Source organism: Tateyamaria algicola (assembly GCF_047715485.1).
Lineage (GTDB): Bacteria > Pseudomonadota > Alphaproteobacteria > Rhodobacterales > Rhodobacteraceae > Tateyamaria.
In genome coordinates, this window is record NZ_CP180422.1 from 3305155 (window position 1) to 3324204 (window position 19050).

A 19050-nucleotide genomic window follows, 5' to 3' on the forward strand; every position below is an offset into this window, starting at 1 on the left:
CTCAGTCCTTGAAATGCGAAACGATGATGAACATGACCGTCCCGACAAGGGTCGTGACGAAGGAGTAAGTGTAGGCCCAGAGGACAAAGGGTTGCATCAGCATGAAGACACCGAGGCCGATCAGGATGGTGGCCAGCATTTCCCAGGGGCCGCGTTTAAGCGCCAGAAGACCAGAGATGAAGTTGCTCATTTGCGCACCGCTCCGAATGTGATCCCGCGCAGCAGGTGTTTGCGCAGCAGGATGGTGAAGATCATGACCGGCAGCAGGAAGATCGTGGCACCCGCCGCGACCGCTGGCCAGTCGAGCCCGCCGACGCCGATGATGGTCGGGATGAAGGGGGTGCAGTTTGCGCTGTGCCGGAAGTCAGCAGGACGGCAAAGGCGTATTCGTTCCAGGCGAAGATCAGGCAGAAGATGGCAGTAGAGGCGATGCCGGTGGCGGCCTGTGGCAAGACCACTTTGTAAAAGGCCTGAAACCGGGTGTAGCCGTCGATCAGCGCCGCCTCTTCGTACTCGCGCGGGATTTCGTCGATGAAGCCCTTGAGCAACCACACGGCGAGCGAGATGTTCACGGCTGTATAGAGCAGGATCATCCCCAGATGCGTGTCGGACAGCCCGAGTTGCCGGTACATCAGGAAGATGGGGATGGCGACGGCGATGGGGGGCATCATCCTCGTACTGAGGATGAAGAACAGCAGGTCATCGGCCAGCGGGATCTTGAACCGACTGAAGGCATAGGCGGCGAGTGTGCCGAGTACTATGGACAGGAATGTCGAGCCAAAGCCGATGATCACCGAGTTCAGGAACCGTTCTCCGAATTTCGAGGGGCCCGCGATGACCATGTCGTATTCGCGCACGATTTCCTCGTACCAGGTCTGTGGCGGGTTCGCGGCGAGGAATTCCTCGGTCTGGCGCGTGCGGGTGGTGAACAGGTTCACGTACCCTTCCAGCGTGGGGTCAAAGATCACCTTGGGCGGATAGCTGATCGCGTCGGCGGGGGATTTGAACCCAGTCATCATGATCCACGCCAGCGGCAGCATGGTGATAAGCGCGTAGACGATGACCAACGTGCCCGCAGCCCATTTGGTGCGCTTGGTCGGTTCGGTGACGGAAAAACTGCTCATCTTTCTTTAACCTTGTTCAGGGCTTTGACGTAGATGCTGGCGAGGCCGAACACAGTGACAAAGAGGATGATCGCGTAGGCGCTGGCATAGCCTGTGCGCCACTTCTCGAAAGCCTCGCGTTTGAGGTTGATAGAGGTGAGTTCGGTTGTAGACCCCGGGCCTCCGCCAGTGAGCTGGACCACGAGATCGAACATTTTGAAGTTCTCGATCCCCCGGAACAATACGGCGAGCATCAGGAAGGGCAGGACCATGGGAATGGTGATGGTGAAGAACTGGCGTAGCTTAGAGGCGCGGTCGACCTCTGCCGCCTCGTAGATGTAGTCGGGGATTGATCGTAGCCCCGCCAGACAGATCAGCATGACGAACGGCGTCCACATCCACGTGTCCACGATGACGATGGACCAGGGGGCGAGTTGGACCGAGCCGAGCATTTCGAAGCTGGAGGGGTCCTTGCCGGTGAAGAAGGCGACGATGTAGTTGAAGAGCCCGATTTGCGGCTGGTAGAGGAATTTCCAGAAGTTTCCGACCACGGCAGGCGACAGCATCATCGGCAACACGATGATCGTGGTCCAGAGATCGTTCCCTTTGAATTTTTTGTTGATGAGGTAGGCGAGGGTAAAGCCGATCAGCACCTGGAAGAAGATCGTCCAGAACAGGAAATGCGCTGTGGCCTGCATGTTTAGCCAGATGTCGCTGTCAGTCAGGATGCGTTCGTAGTTGCGGGTGCCGATCCACTCGACCTCGCGGTTACGGTTGGCCTTGAAGTTGGTGAAGGACAGCCGGATCGTCCAGATCAGCGGAAAGATGTTGATCGCCAGCAGCAAAAAGATCGTCGGCCCGACAAAGATCCACGCGATGGCGCGGTCACTGAGGCCCTTGATCTTGCGTGCAACGCGCGGCGGGGTGGCGTTGGCGGCGCGTGTGGCGGGAGTGTCGGTCATCGGGCACATCTCTCCTGGTGGGTGGCCAAATGGCTCACCCCACGTGGTGCTTGGGCAAAGGGGGTAGGGTGGGCAATCTGCCCACCCTGATTGGGTTTAGAGCTTGCCTTCGTCTTCGAAGACTTCTGTCCAGTCCTCGACCAGTTTGTCGAGCGCTTCTTGTGCTGTGCCCTGATCGGCCACGATGTAGTCATGTAGCCGTTTTTGCATGGCCAGCAGCAGTTCGGCATAGGCCGGTTCCTGCCAGAAGTCCTGGACCGAGCCCATGGCCTCGAGGAAGTCCCCGGCGAAGGGGGCGCTGTCGACGAAACCGGGGTCGTTCAGGACCGAGTTGTGGGCCGAATAGCCGCCCAGCGACCACCATTTGGCCTGTACATCGGGGTTGGCGAACCACTTGATGTACTCAAGGGCGGCGTCCTGCTTGTCAGAATAGGCGACAACCGAGATGCCCTGACCGCCCAGCGTGGAGCCGGCCTGGTTCTGGGGCGGGTTCACGAAGAAGTCGATCTTGTCCCCGCCGGTGTTTGGGTCGGCATAGAGGCCGGGGAAGAACGCAAACCAGTTCATCGCCATGGCGACCTGACCGGATTTGAAGGCGTCCAGCGACTCACCCATGTAGGAGTTGGTGTAGCCGGGCGGTGTCGCGGTTTCATAGAACTCTTTATAGAATTCAAGTGCTTCGACCGCTTCCGCCGAGTTCACAGCGCCGTCCATGTCGTAAGAGCCGGGCGTGTTCTCGTATTTGAAACCCCATGGATAGAGCGCGGATGTCACGCCCATCGTGATCCCTTCGGACCCACGCTCGGTAAAGATCGAGGCGCCATAGACGGTCTGGCCATCAATCTCACGACCCTGGAAGAATTGTGCGATTTGCAGCATCTCGCGCTGGCTTTGCGGTTCGCGCAGGTCTTCGCCTGTGGCTTCCTTGTAAGCGGCCTGGATGTCTTCGCGGCCGAACCAGTCCTTGCGGTAGAACCAGCCGTTGGCGTCGCCCATGGCGGGCAGGGCGTAGTAGTTCGGCGTGCCCTTGGGCCACGTGGAATAGGCATAAACAGTGGCGTCCGCAAAGTCGGACATCGAGATACCTTCGGCGTCAAAGAAGTCGTTCAGCTTGACGTAGTGGCCGTTTTCAGCGCCGCCGCCGATCCATTGGCTGTCGCCGATCAACAGGTCGCAAAGCTTGCCGCCCGAGTTCAGTTCGTTCAGCATGCGGTCAGCGAAATTGGGCCACGGGATGAACTCGAAGCTCATGTTGTGGCCGGATTGTTCTTCGAATTCCTTGGAAAGTTCGACCAGTGCGTTTGCGGGGTCCCAGGCGGCCCAGCACAGGGTCAGGTCATCGGCCTGTGCGGTGCTGGCCATGGACGCGGCCACAAGGCTGAGCGCACTGACGGATGCCAGTTTAAAGGTCTTCATGGATATTCCTCCCAGTTATAAATCGGCTTTTTGCGTGTGTCGCCGAATCGTCGATCAGACATCTCAACGCTATTTGAGGTACGCACCTCACGTCCACAGATTTTTGAGGTGCGTACCTCAAAAAGCCTCTCTAATCATTGTAAGCATATGAAGTTAAACGTTTCTTTTTTCGTTGGTTGTGTATTCAAGATGGATCGGGGTGATAGGCGAATTGCGTGAATGTGGCCTCAGCAGCCTGGCCTGACGTGTCAAAGGCGACCATTCCCACAAATGCGCCGGTGAAACTGGCATGCTCTCCGCGCCCGCCTTCATCCGAGATGACAGAGGCATCGAGCGGCGGTCCGATGGAGGTCCAATCGCCTTGACCTTGCCGCCAAAAGAACTGCTGTGTGGCGCAACTGACCACAACGCGCAGATCAACTGGCCCATCCGGCAGCGCGACAGGATCGCAAGGAAAGCTGAGCGCGCCATCGGGCCAGTCACCAAGGCAGGACATGAGCGAGAGTGCGCGCCCTAGGGCAGGGTCATGCGTGACCATCAGCGCGTGGAACTTGTGCCGGTTGTAGTAGGTCGTGAGCCCTGCGGCCTGCTGGTAGGTGTCAGGAGTGAAGGTCAGCGTCGTGTCGGCTGTATAGGCAAAATCCTCTTGCCGCCGTGCCACAAGCGCCTGTTCGAACCAGCTGCCGATGCTTTCGCGCCCGATGAGGGTGAGGCCGGTAGACGTGCTGCGGAAGATGCGCGCATGGTCGGGCGTGCGTAGCCATTGGAAGTCATCTGGCAAGGTGCCTGTGGTCAGATCATAGGTGACCGATTGGCGCGGGGTGGCGACGACATCGGCGGGCACGTCAATGCGCGGCACTTGGCTGCCGCTTTCCAGCATGGGCCAGTCGTCTTGCCAGATGATCCGCTCGATCCCCGTCTCCCGGCCCATCGGGCAGAACCGATCCGGCATGGGGCGTCCCATCAGGAAGGTGTGAAAGCCCTCGCCTTCGGGCGTTTCCACATATTGGCCGTGCCCTGTGCGTTGGATCGGGTGGTCTGGCGCGCTTGTGCACGTCATCAGATGCTCGCCCGGCTGTACCGTATACGGTCCCCAGATGTCGCGCGACCGGGCGGTCGTCACGGCGTGGTCATACCCGGTGCCACCCTCGGCCGTGGTCAGGTAGTACCAGCCATTGCGTTTGAAAATATGCGGCGCTTCGGTCAGCCCGCGCGCGGTACCGTCAAAGATGTTCTTGATCGGGCCAGTCAGTCCGGCCTCGGGCGTCCATTCCTGCAACAGGATACCGTCAAACGAGGCGTGCGCGGGGTTGCCGCCCGTGCCCGTGCCCCGGTGGTTCCAGCGCATGTTCATGAAGTATTTCGTGCCGTCCTCATCATGGAACAGCGACGGGTCGAAGCCGGAAGAGTTCACGTAGATCGGATCGGACCATGGGCCGTCGATTGTGGGTGCCGTGACGATATAGTTATGCGCGTCCTTGAACGCACCATCCAGCCGTTTGACATCTGTATAAACCAGCCAAAAGAGGCCGTCGGTATGGCTGAGGCAGGGCGCCCAGATGCCGCAACTGTCTGGATTTCCACGCATATCCAGTTGCGCCGCCCGTGTCAGGGGGCGGCACGCCAGCGTCCAGTTGGCAAGGTCGCGTGAGTGGTGGATCTGGACGCCGGGGTACCATTCGAAAGTCGATGTGGCGATGTAGTAATCCGCGCCCACCCGGCAGATCGACGGGTCGGGGTTGAAGCCGGGCAGGATCGGATTGCGGATCATTTGAGCAGGTCTGCCGCCAGGTCCGCGGGCAGGGGCGCGGGACGCTCGCAAGTGGTGGAGAGCGTGATGACCTCGCCCTGTTCCCCCGCCTTGAGCACACTGGTCATCACGTCCACCGCGTGTATGGCGAGTTCGAGCGCGCAGCGATGCGGGCGTCCTTCGTTCATGGCGATGGCCATTTCGGCCAGACCGGCAGTGCGGTAATTCGCCTTGGCTTCGCCGTGATTGTCCTGATTGGGGATGCCAAGCGGGTGGCTGTCCGTGTCGAGCGTGCGCGTCTCGCCCTCTGCATTGGTGATTTCGACCGTGCCCGAAAACCAGTTGGGGTCAGGCAGAAACATGGTGCCATCTGCACCGTAAAGCTCCATATGCCCGTGGCGGTGCGCCCAGACATCCCAGGACGTCGACAGCGTGATCGTGGCCCCGGAATGGAAGTCGAGCAGGGCGTGGATGTTGGTAGGCGTCTTGACCGGGATCACCTCGCCCTTGCGCGGCTCGGACAGGATGGTGCGGGTGTCGGAGGCCATGGAGGTGAGCGCGCTGACCCGCTTCACCGGCCCCAGCAGTTGGATCAGGTTGGTCACGTAATACGGCCCGATGTCGAGCATCGGCCCCGCGCCCGGCAGGAAAAAGAAGTCGGGATTGGGGTGCCAATGCTCCATCCCGTGGGACATGACGTGGGCGGTGCCTGCGATGACCTTGCCGATTTGCCCGGCGTCAATGGCAGCGCGCGCGGCCTGATGGGCACCGCCGAGGAAGGTATCGGGGGCCGAACCGATGCGCAGGTTGTTCTCGGCCGCCAGTGCGCGCAGTTCCTCGCCCTGTTCCAGCGTCAGCACGATGGGCTTTTCCGTATAGGCGTGTTTGCCTGCCCGCAGGATGTCACGGGTGACGCTGAAATGCGCATCGGGAATGGTGAGGTTCACGATGATGTCGATGTCGTCCGCGCTCAGCAGCCCCTCGACCGTTTCGGCGCGCACGTTGAATTCCTGGGCCCGGGCCTTGGCCGATTCCGCGTTCATGTCCGCGACCGCGCGCACCTCGAGCCCCTTGAACAGCGGGGCGAGCCGGAGATAGGCGGCCGAGATGTTGCCGCAACCGATGATGCCTATGCCTTGCATGTCTTCAGTCCTTTCAGAAGGATTTGGCTGCGGCCAGCGCGCGGGACGCAAAGCGGTGGTGATCGCTGGGGTTGTCGTGTTCCATGATGAAATAGGTGGTGCCGGCGGCCTTGAGTGCCGCGAACAGCGCAGGCCAGTCCATCGTGCCATGGCCGACATCGGCCCAGCCGTCCTCATCCGTGTTTACCCCTGCGGGCGCGATGTCCTTGAGGTGCGCGCACAGGATCCGGGAGCCGTATCTGGCAATTGTCGTCATGGGGTCGACATCCGCGCGCACCGCCCATGCGACATCGAACTCGAAATCAACGCCCGCCGCGTTGTCGAGGATTACGTCCATCGGGATCGTTCCGTCGGGCAGTGCGCGGTATTCAAAGTCGTGGTTGTGATAGCCAAGGCCCAGGCCAGCCTCGGCCAGCGGTTTGGCAACCTCGGCCAGACCTGCGCCATAGGCGGCCCATCCGGCGGCGTCTGTTGGCCGGTCGTCGGGCATGATGAAGGGGACAATCGCCGTTTTCATGCCCAAACGCTTTGCAATCGTGATCACCCGGTCGGGGTCGTTCCGGCACATGTCGAGCGCGACGTGGCACGTGGGCATGGTAAGCCCGGTGCTCGCCAGGCCGGAGTCGAGCGCGTCAATCGCGTCCGGGTCGTTTAGCAATGCGCCGTAGCCTTCGACCTGTGCATAGCCAAGATCGGCCAGCATTTTCAGGGTATCGCCAAGGGGCGGGAACATGCGGGAGCTGTAGAGCTGGTAGGAGAAGGCAGTCATGGCAGGGCCTTTCGGTTGTCATAGGTGGCGGAGTGGAGATCGCGGAGGGTGAAGGCGGGCGTGATGCCCGGTGTTTTCGGTATGAATTGGAGCGTGACCGGGTGGCCCGGCAAGACTGCGATGGCGTTGGTGCTGAAGCGGCCCGGTTGGTCCGCCTCGACCGTGGCGAATAGGGCAAGGGCCTGCGCGGTGAGCGTGATGTCCCAGCCGGCTTCGGTCTGCGTTACGTTACTGGTCAAGTTGGGCGCTTGCAGATCGTAGGCCTTGTAGGGGCGCGGTGCAAAGTGGTCCTGGATCGTGGGGCCGCCCGGTGCGGTCCAGTCAAAGAGCAGGATTTCGTGCTCCTCCACAGTGACGGTCAAAACCGGCGTGGCCGCGTCTGGTGTCACGGATACGGTCTGGGTTGCCAGCGTGCGGGTGTTGCCCGCCATATCGACGGCTGTCGCCGTGACGGTCAACTGCGTTTCCTTGTCTGTGTCATTGATCGCCCGCAATTCGATCCCATCTGCAACCGGCACCGCGCTCACATGCAGCGGCGCGTAAAAAGTGCGGGCCATGTGGTGCAGTAGTTTCCAGCCCCCACCATGGTCGAGCGATGACCACGAACAGACGGGCCATGTGTCGTTGAGCTGCCAGTAAAGGGTGCCCATGCAATGGGGTTTCAGGCTGCGCCACTGGGTCACGGCCGTCTTGATGGCGAGGCCCTGTTGCACCTGCGAGAGGTAGACGAAATTCTCGAAATCCACCGGAAAGCGGAAATAGCGGAACATGGTTTCCGCGATGCGGGCATTGCCGCCTGCGTTCTTCTGGTGGCTCTCCATCACGGGGGAGGCAATGTTGAAATCGGCCGGGTCGGCAAAGCGCCGGATGACGTCCATGGATGGGTAGGATTGAAACCCGAACTCAGAGCAGAAGCGGGGCGAGACATCACGGTAATGGTCGAAATCGCGGCCCTCGTGCCAGACTGACCAGAAGTGCATGTCGCCCGCGCTGTCGTCGTGCCACGCATCGCCAAAGCTCATGGGGCCCGGCGAGGGGCTGGAGGGCCACCAGATCGCGGCAGGTGCCGTGGCCTTAAGCGCCGTTTCGATGGTGCAGTTCAGCCGGTCATAGGCGACAAGGTAGCGGTCGCGGTTGGTGCGGCTTTCCTCGTACCAGGTGAGCGCGCCCAAGAGTTCATTGTCGCCGCACCACAGCGCGATACAGGCGCGGTGGTTGAGGCGGGCGACCTGTTCGCGCACCTCTGCGTCGATGTCGGCGAGGCAGTCTTCGGTCGCGGGGTAGAGGTGGCAGGCGAACATGAAGTCTTGCCAGACCAACAGACCAAGTTCATCGCAGAGATCATAGAACCAGTCCGGCTCGTACCGCCCGCCGCCCCAGACGCGGATCATGTTCATATTGGCATCCACCGCCGATTGCAGAAGATCACGGCACAGTTCAGGTGTTATGTTGGAGGCCAGCGCGTCAGCGGGAATCCAGTTGGCCCCTTTCATGAAGGTGGCGCGCCCGTTCACATGGATAGCAAAGCCGGTGCCGACCTCGTCCTTGGTGTTGATCAGGTCGATCTGGCGCAGGCCGATCCGCCGTGTTTCCGTGGCCTCGCCAAGTGTAGCGGTGAGGGTGTGGAGCGTTTGCGCGCCGAGGCCGACAGGCCACCAAAGATCAGGGTCTTGCACGGTCAGCGTCACGCTTGCGCTGCCGTTGGTCACAGTGGCTTGCGCGCATTCCCCTGAAAGAGTGATGGTCACCGTTTCGCCATCGGGCGCACCCTCGCAATGGGCGGTGACAGTCACATCTGCGCGGCCCGGGCTGTGCATCTGGGACACAATCAGATCGGCAATGCGCGGACTGGTCTGTTCCAGCCGGATGGCACCGTAGAGCCCGAAAGGGGCCAGCGCGATGTTCCAGTCCCAACCGAAGTCGCATTCGGGTTTGCGCAGCATGTTGCCATGCGGGATGGGGCAGTTGTCAGCCTGGAACGGCACTGGGAAGGGTTGCGCGGCAGCCCGCGCCGCCGCCTCGCGCGGGGCCGAGCGGAAGTGGATCGAAATGACGTTTCGGCCCTGGCGCAAAGCTGCTGAGACATCGACGCGGTGATCACGGAACATGCTGTCGGCGTGCAGGACGGATTGCCCGTTGATCGAGATATCGGCGACCGTGTCCAGCATCGACACCACAAGGGTGAGGTCGGTCTGATCGACCTCGAATTCGCGGGTCATCAACCAGTCACGCTCGGCGATCCAGCGCAGGTCATATTCATTGCGCCCCGCATAGGGGTCGGGAATGAGATCGGCAGCCAACAGCGCACTTATCCCGTCTCCGGGCACGGAGATGGGGGCAGCAAATTGCCCCGTCTCATCTGCGAGGTGCCATTGGCCTGCGAGGTCGTACATGAGGTCAGAGCCTGAGTTCGGTGGCTTTGTCGAAAAGAGAGGCGCGCGCGGGGTCAAACCCGATCAGGATGCGGCTGCCCGATTGAACAGCGGCCTGCCCATCCATACGGATGCGCACAGGTTGCCCGGCGAGTGAGGTCCACGCCAGCGTGTCCGAGCCCATGGGCTCGACGATCTCGATCTCGACCGTTTGAGTAAAGGGCAGGCCCTGTGCCGCCTCGCCCGACAGGATGTGTTCGGGTCGGATGCCCAACCATGCCGGGCCGCTAGAGGTGTCGGATTGAAAGTCGTATCCGGCAAGCGGGAACTCGGTGTCGCCTGCGGCAAAGGTCTGCCCGTCGATCATCCCTTCGAAAAAGTTGATTTCCGGGCTGCCGATGAAACCGGCCACGTATTTGTTGCGGGGACGGTTGTAGATTTCGGTGGGCGTGTCGAGTTGCTGGATGATCCCGCCCTTCATGATCGCGATGCGGTCGGCGAGCGTCATCGCCTCGACCTGATCGTGGGTCACGTAGATCATCGTGTTCTTGAGGTTGTGGTGCAGGCGCTTGATCTCGACCCGCAGATCGGCGCGCAGCTTGGCGTCGAGGTTCGACAGCGGTTCGTCGAACAGGAACACGTCCACATCGCGCACCAGCGCGCGCCCGATGGCGACGCGCTGGCGCTGCCCGCCGGAGAGGGCGGCGGGTTTGCGGTTGAGCAGTGGCTCGATCTGAAGAACCTCGGCGGCGCGGGCGACCCGCTTGGCGATCTCGTCCTTGGCCATGCGCGCGTTCTTGAGCCCGAAGGACAGGTTTCCCGCCACCGTCATCTGCGGGTAGAGCGCGTAGGACTGGAACACCATTCCGATACCGCGTTCGGACGGTTCCGCCCATGTCACGTTCTGGTCGTTGATGTGGATTTCACCATCCGTCACATCCAAAAGACCCGCGATGCAGTTGAGCAATGTGGACTTTCCACAGCCGGACGCGCCCAGCAGCACGAGGAACTCGCCCTCGGGGATGTCGATGTTGAGGTTGTCGAGCACGGTGAGCGCGCCGAATTTGAGTGTGAGGTCTTTGACAAGTACGGAAGTCATGGATCAGCCTTTTACTGCCCCGGCGGCGATGCCGCGGACAAAGAGTTTGCCGGAAACGAAATAGATGACGAGGGGCACAAGGCCGGTGAGCAGGGTCGCGGCCATGTTGACGTTGTATTCCTTGACCCCCTGGACCGAGTTCACGATGTTGTTGAGTTGCACTGTCATCGGGTAGATTTCAGGACGGGTGTAGATCACGCCGAACAGGAAATCGTTCCAGATTCCAGTAACTTGAAGGATCATCGCCACCACGAAGATAGGCAGGGACATCGGCAGCATGATGCGGAAATAGATGCCCCAGAAGCCTGCGCCATCGACGCGGGCGGCCTTGAACAGCTCTTCGGGGATCGCGGTGAAGTAGTTGCGAAAGAGCAGCGTGAGGATGGGCATGCCGAAGACGGTGTGCACGAGGACAAGACCCCAGAGCGAGCCATAAAGCCCCATTTCCCGCAGGATGATCACGATTGGGTAGAGCATGACCTGATAGGGGATGAAGGCGCCCAGGATCAGGATGGTAAAGAACACATCCGCCCCCTTGAACCGCCAGTTGGCGAGCGCATAGCCGTTGATCGAGGCGATGATGATCGACAGGAACACGGACGGGATCAGGATCTGCACCGAGTTCCAGAAACCACGGCTCAGCCCGTCGCAGTTGATGCCAGTGCAGGCTTCGGACCAGGCCTTGACCCACGGCTGGAAGGTGATTTCGACCGGGGGCGAGAACACGTTGCCGAGCCGGATTTCCGGCATCCCCTTGAGCGAGGTGACCACCATCACGTAAAGGGGCAGGGCGTAGTAGAGCGCCACGACGATCAGCGTGCCATAGAGCATGATGTTGCCGCGGGAAAAACGGTTGCGGGGTTTGGGGCCGCGTTGGATGACAGTATCAGCCACGTTTCTTGCCTCCGAATTCGAGGTAGGCCCACGGGATCAGGATGATGATCACGCTGATCAGCATCATGGTCGAAGCGGCAAAGCCCTGGGCGAGGTTTTGGGAGGCGAACATCTTGTCATAGACGTATTTTGCGGGCACTTCGGACGCGATGCCAGGGCCGCCAGAGGTCTGGGCGACGACGAGGTCATAGACCTTGACGATGCCAGAGGCGATCAGGACCAGTGCGGTGATGAAGACGGGGCGCATCATCGGGATAATGACCACGACATAGGTTTTCCATGTGGGGATGCCGTCGACGCGGGACGCCTTCCAGATGTCCTCGTCAATGCCTCGCAGACCGGCCAGCATGATGACCATGATCAGGCCAGAGCCTTGCCAGATGCCAGCGATCAGGATGCCGAAGATGACGATTTGCGGATTGTAGAGCGGATCGAAGGTAAAGCTGGTCCAGCCCCAATCGCGCACCACTTGCTGAACGCCGAAGTCGGGGTTCAGGATCCACTGCCACACAAGGCCCGTCACGATGAAGGACAGGGCAAACGGGTAAAGCAGGATCGTGCGAAAGGTGTTTTCAAACCGCACCTTGCGGTCGAGCAGGGCGGCGAGGGTAAAGCCGATCACCAGCGTGAGGATCATGGAGCAAATACCGTACCACGCGAGGTTCTCGATCGAGACCAGCCAGCGGCGCGTGCCCCAGAGCCGATCGTATTGATCAAAACCGACGAAGTTGAGCCGGGGCAGCAGCTTGGAATCGGTAAACGAGTATACGACTGTCCAGACGGTGCAGCCGATAAAGACAACAAGTGCCGTGACGACCATCGGGATGGATGCGATTTTGGCGTTGAGATTGCGCAGCAGGCGCACGGGGCGCTTGCCCGCGGATCGAGTGTTCATGGATCTGCCTCCCAAAGATGCCAGCCCCGGAAGGTCCGGGGCTGGCTGTCGGCTTAGTCAGCCTCAGCGATGATCGCGGCATAGGCCGCTTGCGCATCTGCGGCTGAGTAGGAGGGGTCGTTCCAGAATTCGACCATCAGGTCTTCGATCTGGCCTTGGGTGTCAGCGGACAGCACTTCGTCACCGCTGACCATGACATTGCCGTCGGCGAGGATTTTGAGGCCCTTCTGCATGCAGTCATTGGCCGAGCTGAGGTCGATGTCACCGCGCACAGGCAGAGAGCCCTTCTTGAGGTTGAAGGCGACTTGCACTTCCTGGCTGATCATCAGCTTGGCCAACTCTTTTTGTGCGGCCGTGATGTCAGGGTCGTCATTCTTGGGGAAGTAAAACGCGTCGCCACCGGTCGAAATCACTTCGTTCACACCGAGGCCGGGCAGGCACTCATATTCGTTGCCGGCAGTCTGGCCGGCGATCTGGAACTCGCCCTGGGCCCAGTCACCCATGATCTGGCCACCTGCTTCGCCGGTGATGACCATGTTTGTGGCCTGGTTCCAGTCCTGAACCCGTGACTTCGACGCCATTTCGCGGGCGACCACGGCGGCTTCGAACACTTTGGCCATTTCCGGGCCTGCGGCGGCTTCGGCATCCTTGTCGACGTTGATCTTGTTCCACAGGTCTTGCCCGCCGATTGCGATGGCGATCACACCGAAGGCACCATTGGATTGCCAGGGCTGCTGACCCATGGCGAGCGGCACCTTGCCTGCCGCTTCGAGCGCGGGGGCGGCGGCCACGAATTCATCCCAGTTGGTGGGGGTGTCGACGCCTGCGTCTGCAAATGCCTTGTTCGACAGCCAGATCCACTGCCACGAGTGGATGTTGACGGGCACGCAGTAAATCTTGCCGTCCAGCGTGCAAGCATCCAGCAGCGATGTGGGGTTCACGACATTGGCCCAGTCGCCTTCGGTCGCGATGTCGGTGAGGTCAAGCATCAGGCCTGCCTCGACCAGTTCTTCGGCCTGACGTCCGTGGTTGAGCTGTGTTGCGCCCATGGGGTCACCGCCCAGGATGCGCGAGATGATGATGGGGCGCGCCGTACCGCCGGATCCGGCGATGGCGCCATCGACCCAGGTGTTGCCCGTGGCATCGAATGCCTTGGCAAATTCGGAGACGGCAGCGGCTTCGCCACCGGATGTCCACCAGTGCGTGACCTCCAGTTCGGTCGCGCTGACTGCGGTCGCGCTTAGGAACGCGGCTGTGGCCATGAGTTTGGTTGTGAGCTTCATTTTGAGTCCTCCCTGACTTCTAAATCGTTATAGAAATTGCTACAACGATTTAGATTTACCGATCAAGGTGGAATTTGATCACGTCTCGAATTAATTAGGGGGGACGATGCAACATCCTGATTCCGTTGGTGTTCTGATCCGGCCCGAATCCTGCGCGCACCGCAGCATTGAGCGTGAAAGAGGCCAGCATGACCAAATCTGAGACACCGGATTCGCCAAAACCGATGATACTCAAACCCGGTGAGCGCCCGACGCTCAAGACAATTGCGCGCCTGTCCGGGCTGGCGGTGCCGACTGTGTCGCGCGCCCTTGCGGATGCGCCGGACATTCGCAAGGGCACCAAGGAACGTATCCGCGAAATCGCTAATCAGATCGGGTATCGCCCCAACCGGGCGGGGGTGCGCCTGCGTACGGGGCGCACGAATGTCATCTCGCTCGTGATGTCGACCGAGCATGACATGATGAACCACACGGCGCGCCTTATCTCGTCCGTGACGTCAGCGCTGCGGGGCACGCCCTATCACATGATCATCACGCCCTATTTCCCGGACGAGGATCCGATGGTGCCGATCCGCTACATTGTCGAGACGGGATCGGCGGATGGTCTGATCATCAACCAGATCGAACCCGAAGACCCCCGCGTGCGCTACCTGATGGAACACAAGTTTCCCTTTGTGACGCATGGGCGGACCAACATGTGCGACCAGCACGCCTATTTCGACTATGACAATACGGCCTTTGGCACATTGGCCGTGCGGGCCTTGGCGAGGCGGGGGCGCAAGCGGATCGCGATGCTGGCCCCGCCGATCAGCCAGACCTATGCCCAAAGCATGATCGCGGGCGCAAAGGCGGCGGCGGCTGAACTTGGTGTGTCATTCACCACGATTGCGGGGGCGGATGCCCATTGCGACAACCCCGTGATCGAAGAGGCAATTGTCCCGATCTATCGCCGTCCTGAGCCGCCCGATGGATTGATTGCCACCAGCATCGGCGGCTGTGTGACGATGATCTCGGCAGTCGAGGAGTTGGGACTGACCCTTGGCCAGGACTTTGACATGGTCGCCAAGGAGGCGATCACGTTCCTGCGTCGTTTCCGGTCGGGCATCATGGTCGTCAATGAAGATATTGATCTGGCCGGTACGTTTCTGGCCCGCGCGCTCATGCACCGGATCAGCAGCCCGGATGAGCCGCCCATGCAGCAACTGGATGTGCCGAATCCCGACGCGACGCTCTAGCGCTCAACGGGGGTAGTTGCCCTTAATGTAGCCTGTAAGCGCCGCTTCGGTGCCGTCCACCCAGATCATCCCAAGCCAGGCCGTGAAGCTGGCGGTAAATGCCGCATTGTCCGACAGGTGGCTGTAATACTGGTTCTGATCCAGCCAGGCCTGGGGCGTGGTGCGCGCGGCGAGTGCAGCCGTGTTGAGGGTACCCCAGTGGGGGTCGTTGGCGGCGATGTCCGATCCATCCTCACGCGTTCCCGCACACATGCGCGCCCACAGCGCCTCGACCAGGCTAAGGCCCTGAATACTGCCACCGGCGGCCAGCGCCTCTTGCAGGATGGGCAAGACAAATCCGGTGTGGCGCGACGATCCGTCAAAGGCGACGCGCCGTGTGGTATCGCGGATGGTGGGGTTGGCAAAACGCCGTTCGATCAGATCGATATAGGCGGCGGGTGTGATACCCGGCACAGCATCGACATAGGGCGCGATTTCCTCGGTCTCCACCTTGCGGAAGAAGCCTGCGATGGTCGGGTGTGCCATACAGTCAGCGATTGTGGCGGCGCCCAGCAATTCGCCCGCATTGGCCAACACCTGGTGACCCGCGTTCAGCATGCGGATTTTCATGGCTTCAAAAGCATGCACATTGTCCGTAAACGTCGCGCCGGCCACGTCCCAGTTGGGGCGACCCGCGCAGAACGCGTCTTCGATCACCCATTGGCGATAGTTTTCATGGGTCACGGGCGCTGCGTCATTGACGCCTTGCTGCACGGCCAGTGCAATTTCGTTTGGGCCAGTGGCAGGCACGATGCAATCGACCATTGAGTTGGGGAAGGCGCCGTGGTTGTCGATCCAGTCCGCCAAGTCCGGGTCGGACAGGCGGGCCAGTGACACGACGGTCTGGCGCAGGATGGCCCCGTTGCCTTGCAGGTTGTCGCAGCTTTGCCCGGTGAAAGGCCCAATGCCAGCCGCGCGCCGCGCCTTGAGTGCTGCGACCATCGCCCCAAAGGCGGTGATCGGCGCATCCGGCGTTTGCGCATCATGCTGAATGTCGGGATGGTCGGTGTCGAGGCCGCCCGTGGTCGGGTGGATGTAGTACCCCCCTCGGTCACCGTCAGCGCCACGATGCGGATCTCGGGGCGCGACATGGCCGCGATCAAGGCACCGTTGTCCGGCTCGACCGGCAAAAAGTCGATCATGGAGCCGACGATTTCCGTGGCTGTCCCCGCGGGGTCAAGCTCGATCAGGGTGGTCAGGCAGTCCTGCGCCAACAGCTTGTCGCGCATCATCGCATCATTGGGGCGCACGCCGGCGCCGATGATGGCCCAATCCTGGGCCTGACCGGCCTGCATCAAGCGGTGCAGATACCACGCCTGATGGGCACGGTGAAAGTTGCCCACACCTATGTGGACAATGCCAGGGGTGAGCGCGCCGCGGTCATATTGCGGGCGCGCAACATTTGCAGGCATCTGCGAAAGCGTCTGATTGCTCAATTCCATTGTTGCCACCCGTTCAACACCATCTGCCATCAACTCATCCACTGTCCGCCATCCACGTTGTAACACTGGGCTACGATGTACGCGGCGTCGTCGCTTGCCAGGAACACGGCCATGCCGGTCAGATCCTCAGCCATGCCCATACGCCCATACGGCACCGCAGCGCCAACTTCTTTTTCTTCTGGCCAGGTGCCTTGCCTTCGTATTTGGCAAAGAAAGCATCGACACCGTCCCAGTGTTCTCCGTCCACCACGCCGGGCGCGATGGCGTTCACGTTGATCCCATGCTGGATCAGGTTCAGGCCCGCCGATTGGGTCAAGCTGATAATCGCGGCCTTGGAGGCGCAATAGACAGCCACCAATGGCTCTCCGCGTCGTCCCGCCTGGCTTGCCATGTTGATGATCCGGCCCTTGATGCCGCGCGCGATCATGTGCCGTGCAACGGCCTGAAGCGTGAACAGGGGGCCTGCCACGTTGATATCGAACACGCGCGCAAAATCTGCGCGCTCGATCTCGACAATCGGCGCTGCCGAAAAGATCGCGGCGTTGTTGATCAGGATGTCGATCTGGCCAAGCGCATCCACGGTCGCTGCAACAGCTGTGTCGATACTAGCCTGGTCCGTGACATCCAGTTCAATGGCGACGGCGGCCGGTCCGATATCGACGGCGGCCTTGCGGGCACGGTCGATGTCGATGTCCGCAATCGCCACGCGTGCGCCTTCACGCACGTAAGCCCGGGCAAACGCCAAACCGATGCCGCGCGCGGCACCGGTGATTAACGCTGTTTTGCCCTCAAGGCGTTTCATTCAATTCGCAGTCCCTTGTCGTCGAAGCGGTGCATGACATCGCTGCGCGGTGTGAGGAACACCTTGTCGCCATGCTTCAGGCTGACTTCTCCATCTGCACGGACAGTGATCATGTCGCCAAGGCCCGTGTCATGGATGTGCAGGAACGTGTCAGAGCCGAGATGCTCGGACACGCCGACCACACCGCTCCACGTGCCTTCTGTGGTAGAGATGTCGATATGCTCAGGGCGCACGCCGATGGTATGGGCGTTGTGCTTGGCCGCTTCGGGCCCTTCGATAAGGTTCATCTTGGGCGAGCCGATGAAACCGGCGACAAACACGTTGCGCGGGCGCTTGTAGAGCTCGAGCGGGCTGCCGACCTGTTCAATGTATCCGGCGCGCAGCACAACGATCTTGTCGGCCATTGTCATGGCTTCGACCTGGTCGTGTGTGACGTAGATCATCGTCGTGGCCAGACGTTTGTGCAACTCGCTGATCTCGAGGCGCATACCGACCCGCAGGGCGGCATCCAGGTTCGAGAGCGGCTCGTCGAACAGGAAGGCCGCAGGCTCGCGCACAATGGCGCGTCCGATGGCGACCCGCTGGCGTTGACCGCCCGACAATTGGCCGGGACGGCGATCGAGGTAGTCGGTGAGGTTCAGCGCCTTGGCCGCAGCCTCGATCCGGCGGTTCTGTTCCTCGGGGGCAATCTTGGCCATCCGCATCGGGAACGCGATGTTCTTGCGCACCGTCATGTGCGGATAGAGCGCGTAGGATTGGAACACCATCGCCAGACCGCGCTTGGCGGGGGGCAGGGCGGAGGCGTCGTTGCCATCGATGTCGATCTGACCCGACGAGATGTCCTCGAGCCCGGCGATCAGCCGCAGGAGGGTCGACTTGCCGCAGCCGGATGGGCCGACAAAAACCGTGAACTCTCCGTCTTGGATGGTGAGGTCAAGCGGTGGGATCACCTGGACGTCACCGAAGCTTTTGGTGACCTGTGAAAGTGTAATCTGTCCCATGGTCGTATTCCTTATTTCACCGCGCCGAACGTCAGGCCGCGTACAAGTTGTTTCTGGCTGAACCAGCCAAGGATCAGGATGGGTGCGATGGCCATTGTCGAGGCCGCGCTGAGCTTGGCGTAGAACAGGCCTTCGGGGCTGGAATAGCTGGCAATGAAGGCCGTCAATGGTGCCGCGTTGGCTGCTGTCAGGTTGAGGGTCCAGAACGCCTCGTTCCAGGCGAGGATCACATTCAGCAGAATGGTCGAGGCGATGCCGGGGATGGCCATGGGCGTCAGCACATAGAGGATTTCCTCTTTCAGTGTGGCGCCGTCCATCCGAGCGGCCTCGAGGATCTCGCCGGGAATTTCCTTGAAGTAGGTGTAGAGCATCCAGACGATGATCGGCAGGTTGATCAGCATCAGCACGATGGTCAGGCCCAGGCGGGTGTCCAGAATGCCGAGCTCCACGAAGATCAGGTAGATGGGGTACAGAACGCCCACCGCCGGCAACATCTTGGTCGACAACATCCACAGAAGGATGTCTTTGGTCCGCTTGGAGGGCACAAAGGCCATGGACCACGCCGCAGGCACCGCGATGATGATCCCCAGCAGCGTCGAGCCGCCCGCGATGATCACCGAGTTCCACAGGAAGCGCATGTAGTTCGAGCGCTCCTGCACGACGGCGTAGTTTTCCAAGGTCCAGTCAAAGCCCAGAAAGATAGGTGGGCTGGCGATGGCCTGGGCTTCGGTCTTGAAGCTGGTCAGGATGGTCCACAGGATCGGAAAGAAGATCAGCAGACCGATGGCCCATGCAAAAGCGGTGTTGATCGCTTTGCGTTGAGGGGTGATAGCGCGTGCCATATCG

General features: G+C 60.9%; 14 protein-coding genes and 3 pseudogenes. 1 reads left to right on the forward strand and 16 read right to left on the reverse strand.

What is annotated here, in order from left to right; genetic code table 11:
- Position 1: 1 nt before the first annotated feature.
- From ACMHLQ_RS18755 to ACMHLQ_RS18810, 12 genes and pseudogenes are all read right to left on the reverse strand, one after another.
- Positions 2 to 190, reverse strand: coding sequence for a hypothetical protein (locus ACMHLQ_RS18755; RefSeq protein WP_415402208.1), 189 nt, complete (start codon positions 188 to 190; stop codon positions 2 to 4).
- Positions 187 to 1124, reverse strand: a pseudogene (locus tag ACMHLQ_RS18760) (carbohydrate ABC transporter permease). The gene ACMHLQ_RS18755 and the pseudogene ACMHLQ_RS18760 overlap by 4 nt, the downstream one beginning before the upstream one ends.
- On the reverse strand, positions 1121 to 2065 hold the full coding sequence (locus ACMHLQ_RS18765; protein WP_415402209.1) for a carbohydrate ABC transporter permease: 945 nt from the start codon (positions 2063 to 2065) through the stop codon (positions 1121 to 1123). The pseudogene ACMHLQ_RS18760 and the gene ACMHLQ_RS18765 overlap by 4 nt, the downstream one beginning before the upstream one ends.
- 96 nt (positions 2066 to 2161) lie before the next feature.
- Positions 2162 to 3481 (reverse strand): ABC transporter substrate-binding protein, encoded by a 1320-nt coding sequence (locus tag ACMHLQ_RS18770; RefSeq protein ID WP_415402210.1) that lies wholly within the window; start codon positions 3479 to 3481, stop codon positions 2162 to 2164.
- Between the two features lie 184 nt (positions 3482 to 3665).
- The gene (locus ACMHLQ_RS18775) at positions 3666 to 5252 is read right to left on the reverse strand and encodes a glycoside hydrolase family 43 protein (RefSeq protein ID WP_415402211.1); all 1587 of its coding nucleotides are present in this window, start codon (positions 5250 to 5252) and stop codon (positions 3666 to 3668) included.
- On the reverse strand, positions 5249 to 6373 hold the full coding sequence (locus tag ACMHLQ_RS18780) for a Gfo/Idh/MocA family protein (protein WP_415402212.1): 1125 nt from the start codon (positions 6371 to 6373) through the stop codon (positions 5249 to 5251). Before ACMHLQ_RS18780 ends, ACMHLQ_RS18775 begins: the two co-directional genes overlap by 4 nt.
- Positions 6374 to 6386: 13 nt before the next feature.
- Positions 6387 to 7142 (reverse strand): sugar phosphate isomerase/epimerase family protein, encoded by a 756-nt coding sequence (locus tag ACMHLQ_RS18785; protein ID WP_415402213.1) that lies wholly within the window; start codon positions 7140 to 7142, stop codon positions 6387 to 6389.
- Positions 7139 to 9535 carry a glycosyl hydrolase 2 galactose-binding domain-containing protein gene (locus ACMHLQ_RS18790; protein WP_415402214.1) on the reverse strand — a complete coding sequence of 799 codons (2397 nt, stop codon included), beginning with the start codon at positions 9533 to 9535 and terminating at the stop codon, positions 7139 to 7141. The genes ACMHLQ_RS18785 and ACMHLQ_RS18790 overlap by 4 nt, the downstream gene beginning before the upstream one ends.
- Positions 9536 to 9539: 4 nt before the next feature.
- Positions 9540 to 10613, reverse strand: coding sequence for an ABC transporter ATP-binding protein (locus ACMHLQ_RS18795; RefSeq protein ID WP_415402215.1), 1074 nt, complete (start codon positions 10611 to 10613; stop codon positions 9540 to 9542).
- 3 nt (positions 10614 to 10616) lie between these two features.
- Positions 10617 to 11507 (reverse strand): carbohydrate ABC transporter permease, encoded by an 891-nt coding sequence (locus tag ACMHLQ_RS18800; protein ID WP_415402216.1) that lies wholly within the window; start codon positions 11505 to 11507, stop codon positions 10617 to 10619.
- A complete protein-coding gene (locus ACMHLQ_RS18805) occupies positions 11500 to 12402 on the reverse strand; it encodes a carbohydrate ABC transporter permease (protein ID WP_415402217.1) in 903 nt (300 codons plus the stop codon). The genes ACMHLQ_RS18800 and ACMHLQ_RS18805 overlap by 8 nt, the downstream gene beginning before the upstream one ends.
- Positions 12403 to 12455: 53 nt before the next feature.
- Positions 12456 to 13685 carry an ABC transporter substrate-binding protein gene (locus ACMHLQ_RS18810; protein WP_415402218.1) on the reverse strand — a complete coding sequence of 410 codons (1230 nt, stop codon included), beginning with the start codon at positions 13683 to 13685 and terminating at the stop codon, positions 12456 to 12458.
- Positions 13686 to 13873: 188 nt separating this feature from the next.
- Here ACMHLQ_RS18810 and ACMHLQ_RS18815 point away from each other — a divergent pair, with 188 nt between their 5' ends.
- Positions 13874 to 14920 (forward strand): LacI family transcriptional regulator, encoded by a 1047-nt coding sequence (locus tag ACMHLQ_RS18815; RefSeq protein ID WP_415402219.1) that lies wholly within the window; start codon positions 13874 to 13876, stop codon positions 14918 to 14920.
- A gap of 3 nt (positions 14921 to 14923) precedes the next feature.
- Here ACMHLQ_RS18815 and ACMHLQ_RS18820 read toward each other — a convergent pair.
- The 4 genes and pseudogenes from ACMHLQ_RS18820 to ACMHLQ_RS18835 form a co-directional block, all read right to left on the reverse strand.
- Positions 14924 to 16401: pseudogene (locus tag ACMHLQ_RS18820) on the reverse strand (mannitol dehydrogenase family protein).
- A gap of 29 nt (positions 16402 to 16430) precedes the next feature.
- Positions 16431 to 17203, reverse strand: a pseudogene (locus ACMHLQ_RS18825) (L-iditol 2-dehydrogenase).
- Positions 17200 to 18204 carry an ABC transporter ATP-binding protein gene (locus tag ACMHLQ_RS18830; protein ID WP_415402220.1) on the reverse strand — a complete coding sequence of 335 codons (1005 nt, stop codon included), beginning with the start codon at positions 18202 to 18204 and terminating at the stop codon, positions 17200 to 17202. The pseudogene ACMHLQ_RS18825 and the gene ACMHLQ_RS18830 overlap by 4 nt, the downstream one beginning before the upstream one ends.
- Positions 18205 to 18215: 11 nt before the next feature.
- Complete coding sequence (locus ACMHLQ_RS18835) at positions 18216 to 19046, reverse strand: carbohydrate ABC transporter permease (RefSeq protein ID WP_415402221.1); 831 nt, start codon at positions 19044 to 19046, stop codon at positions 18216 to 18218.
- Positions 19047 to 19050: the final 4 nt, after the last annotated feature.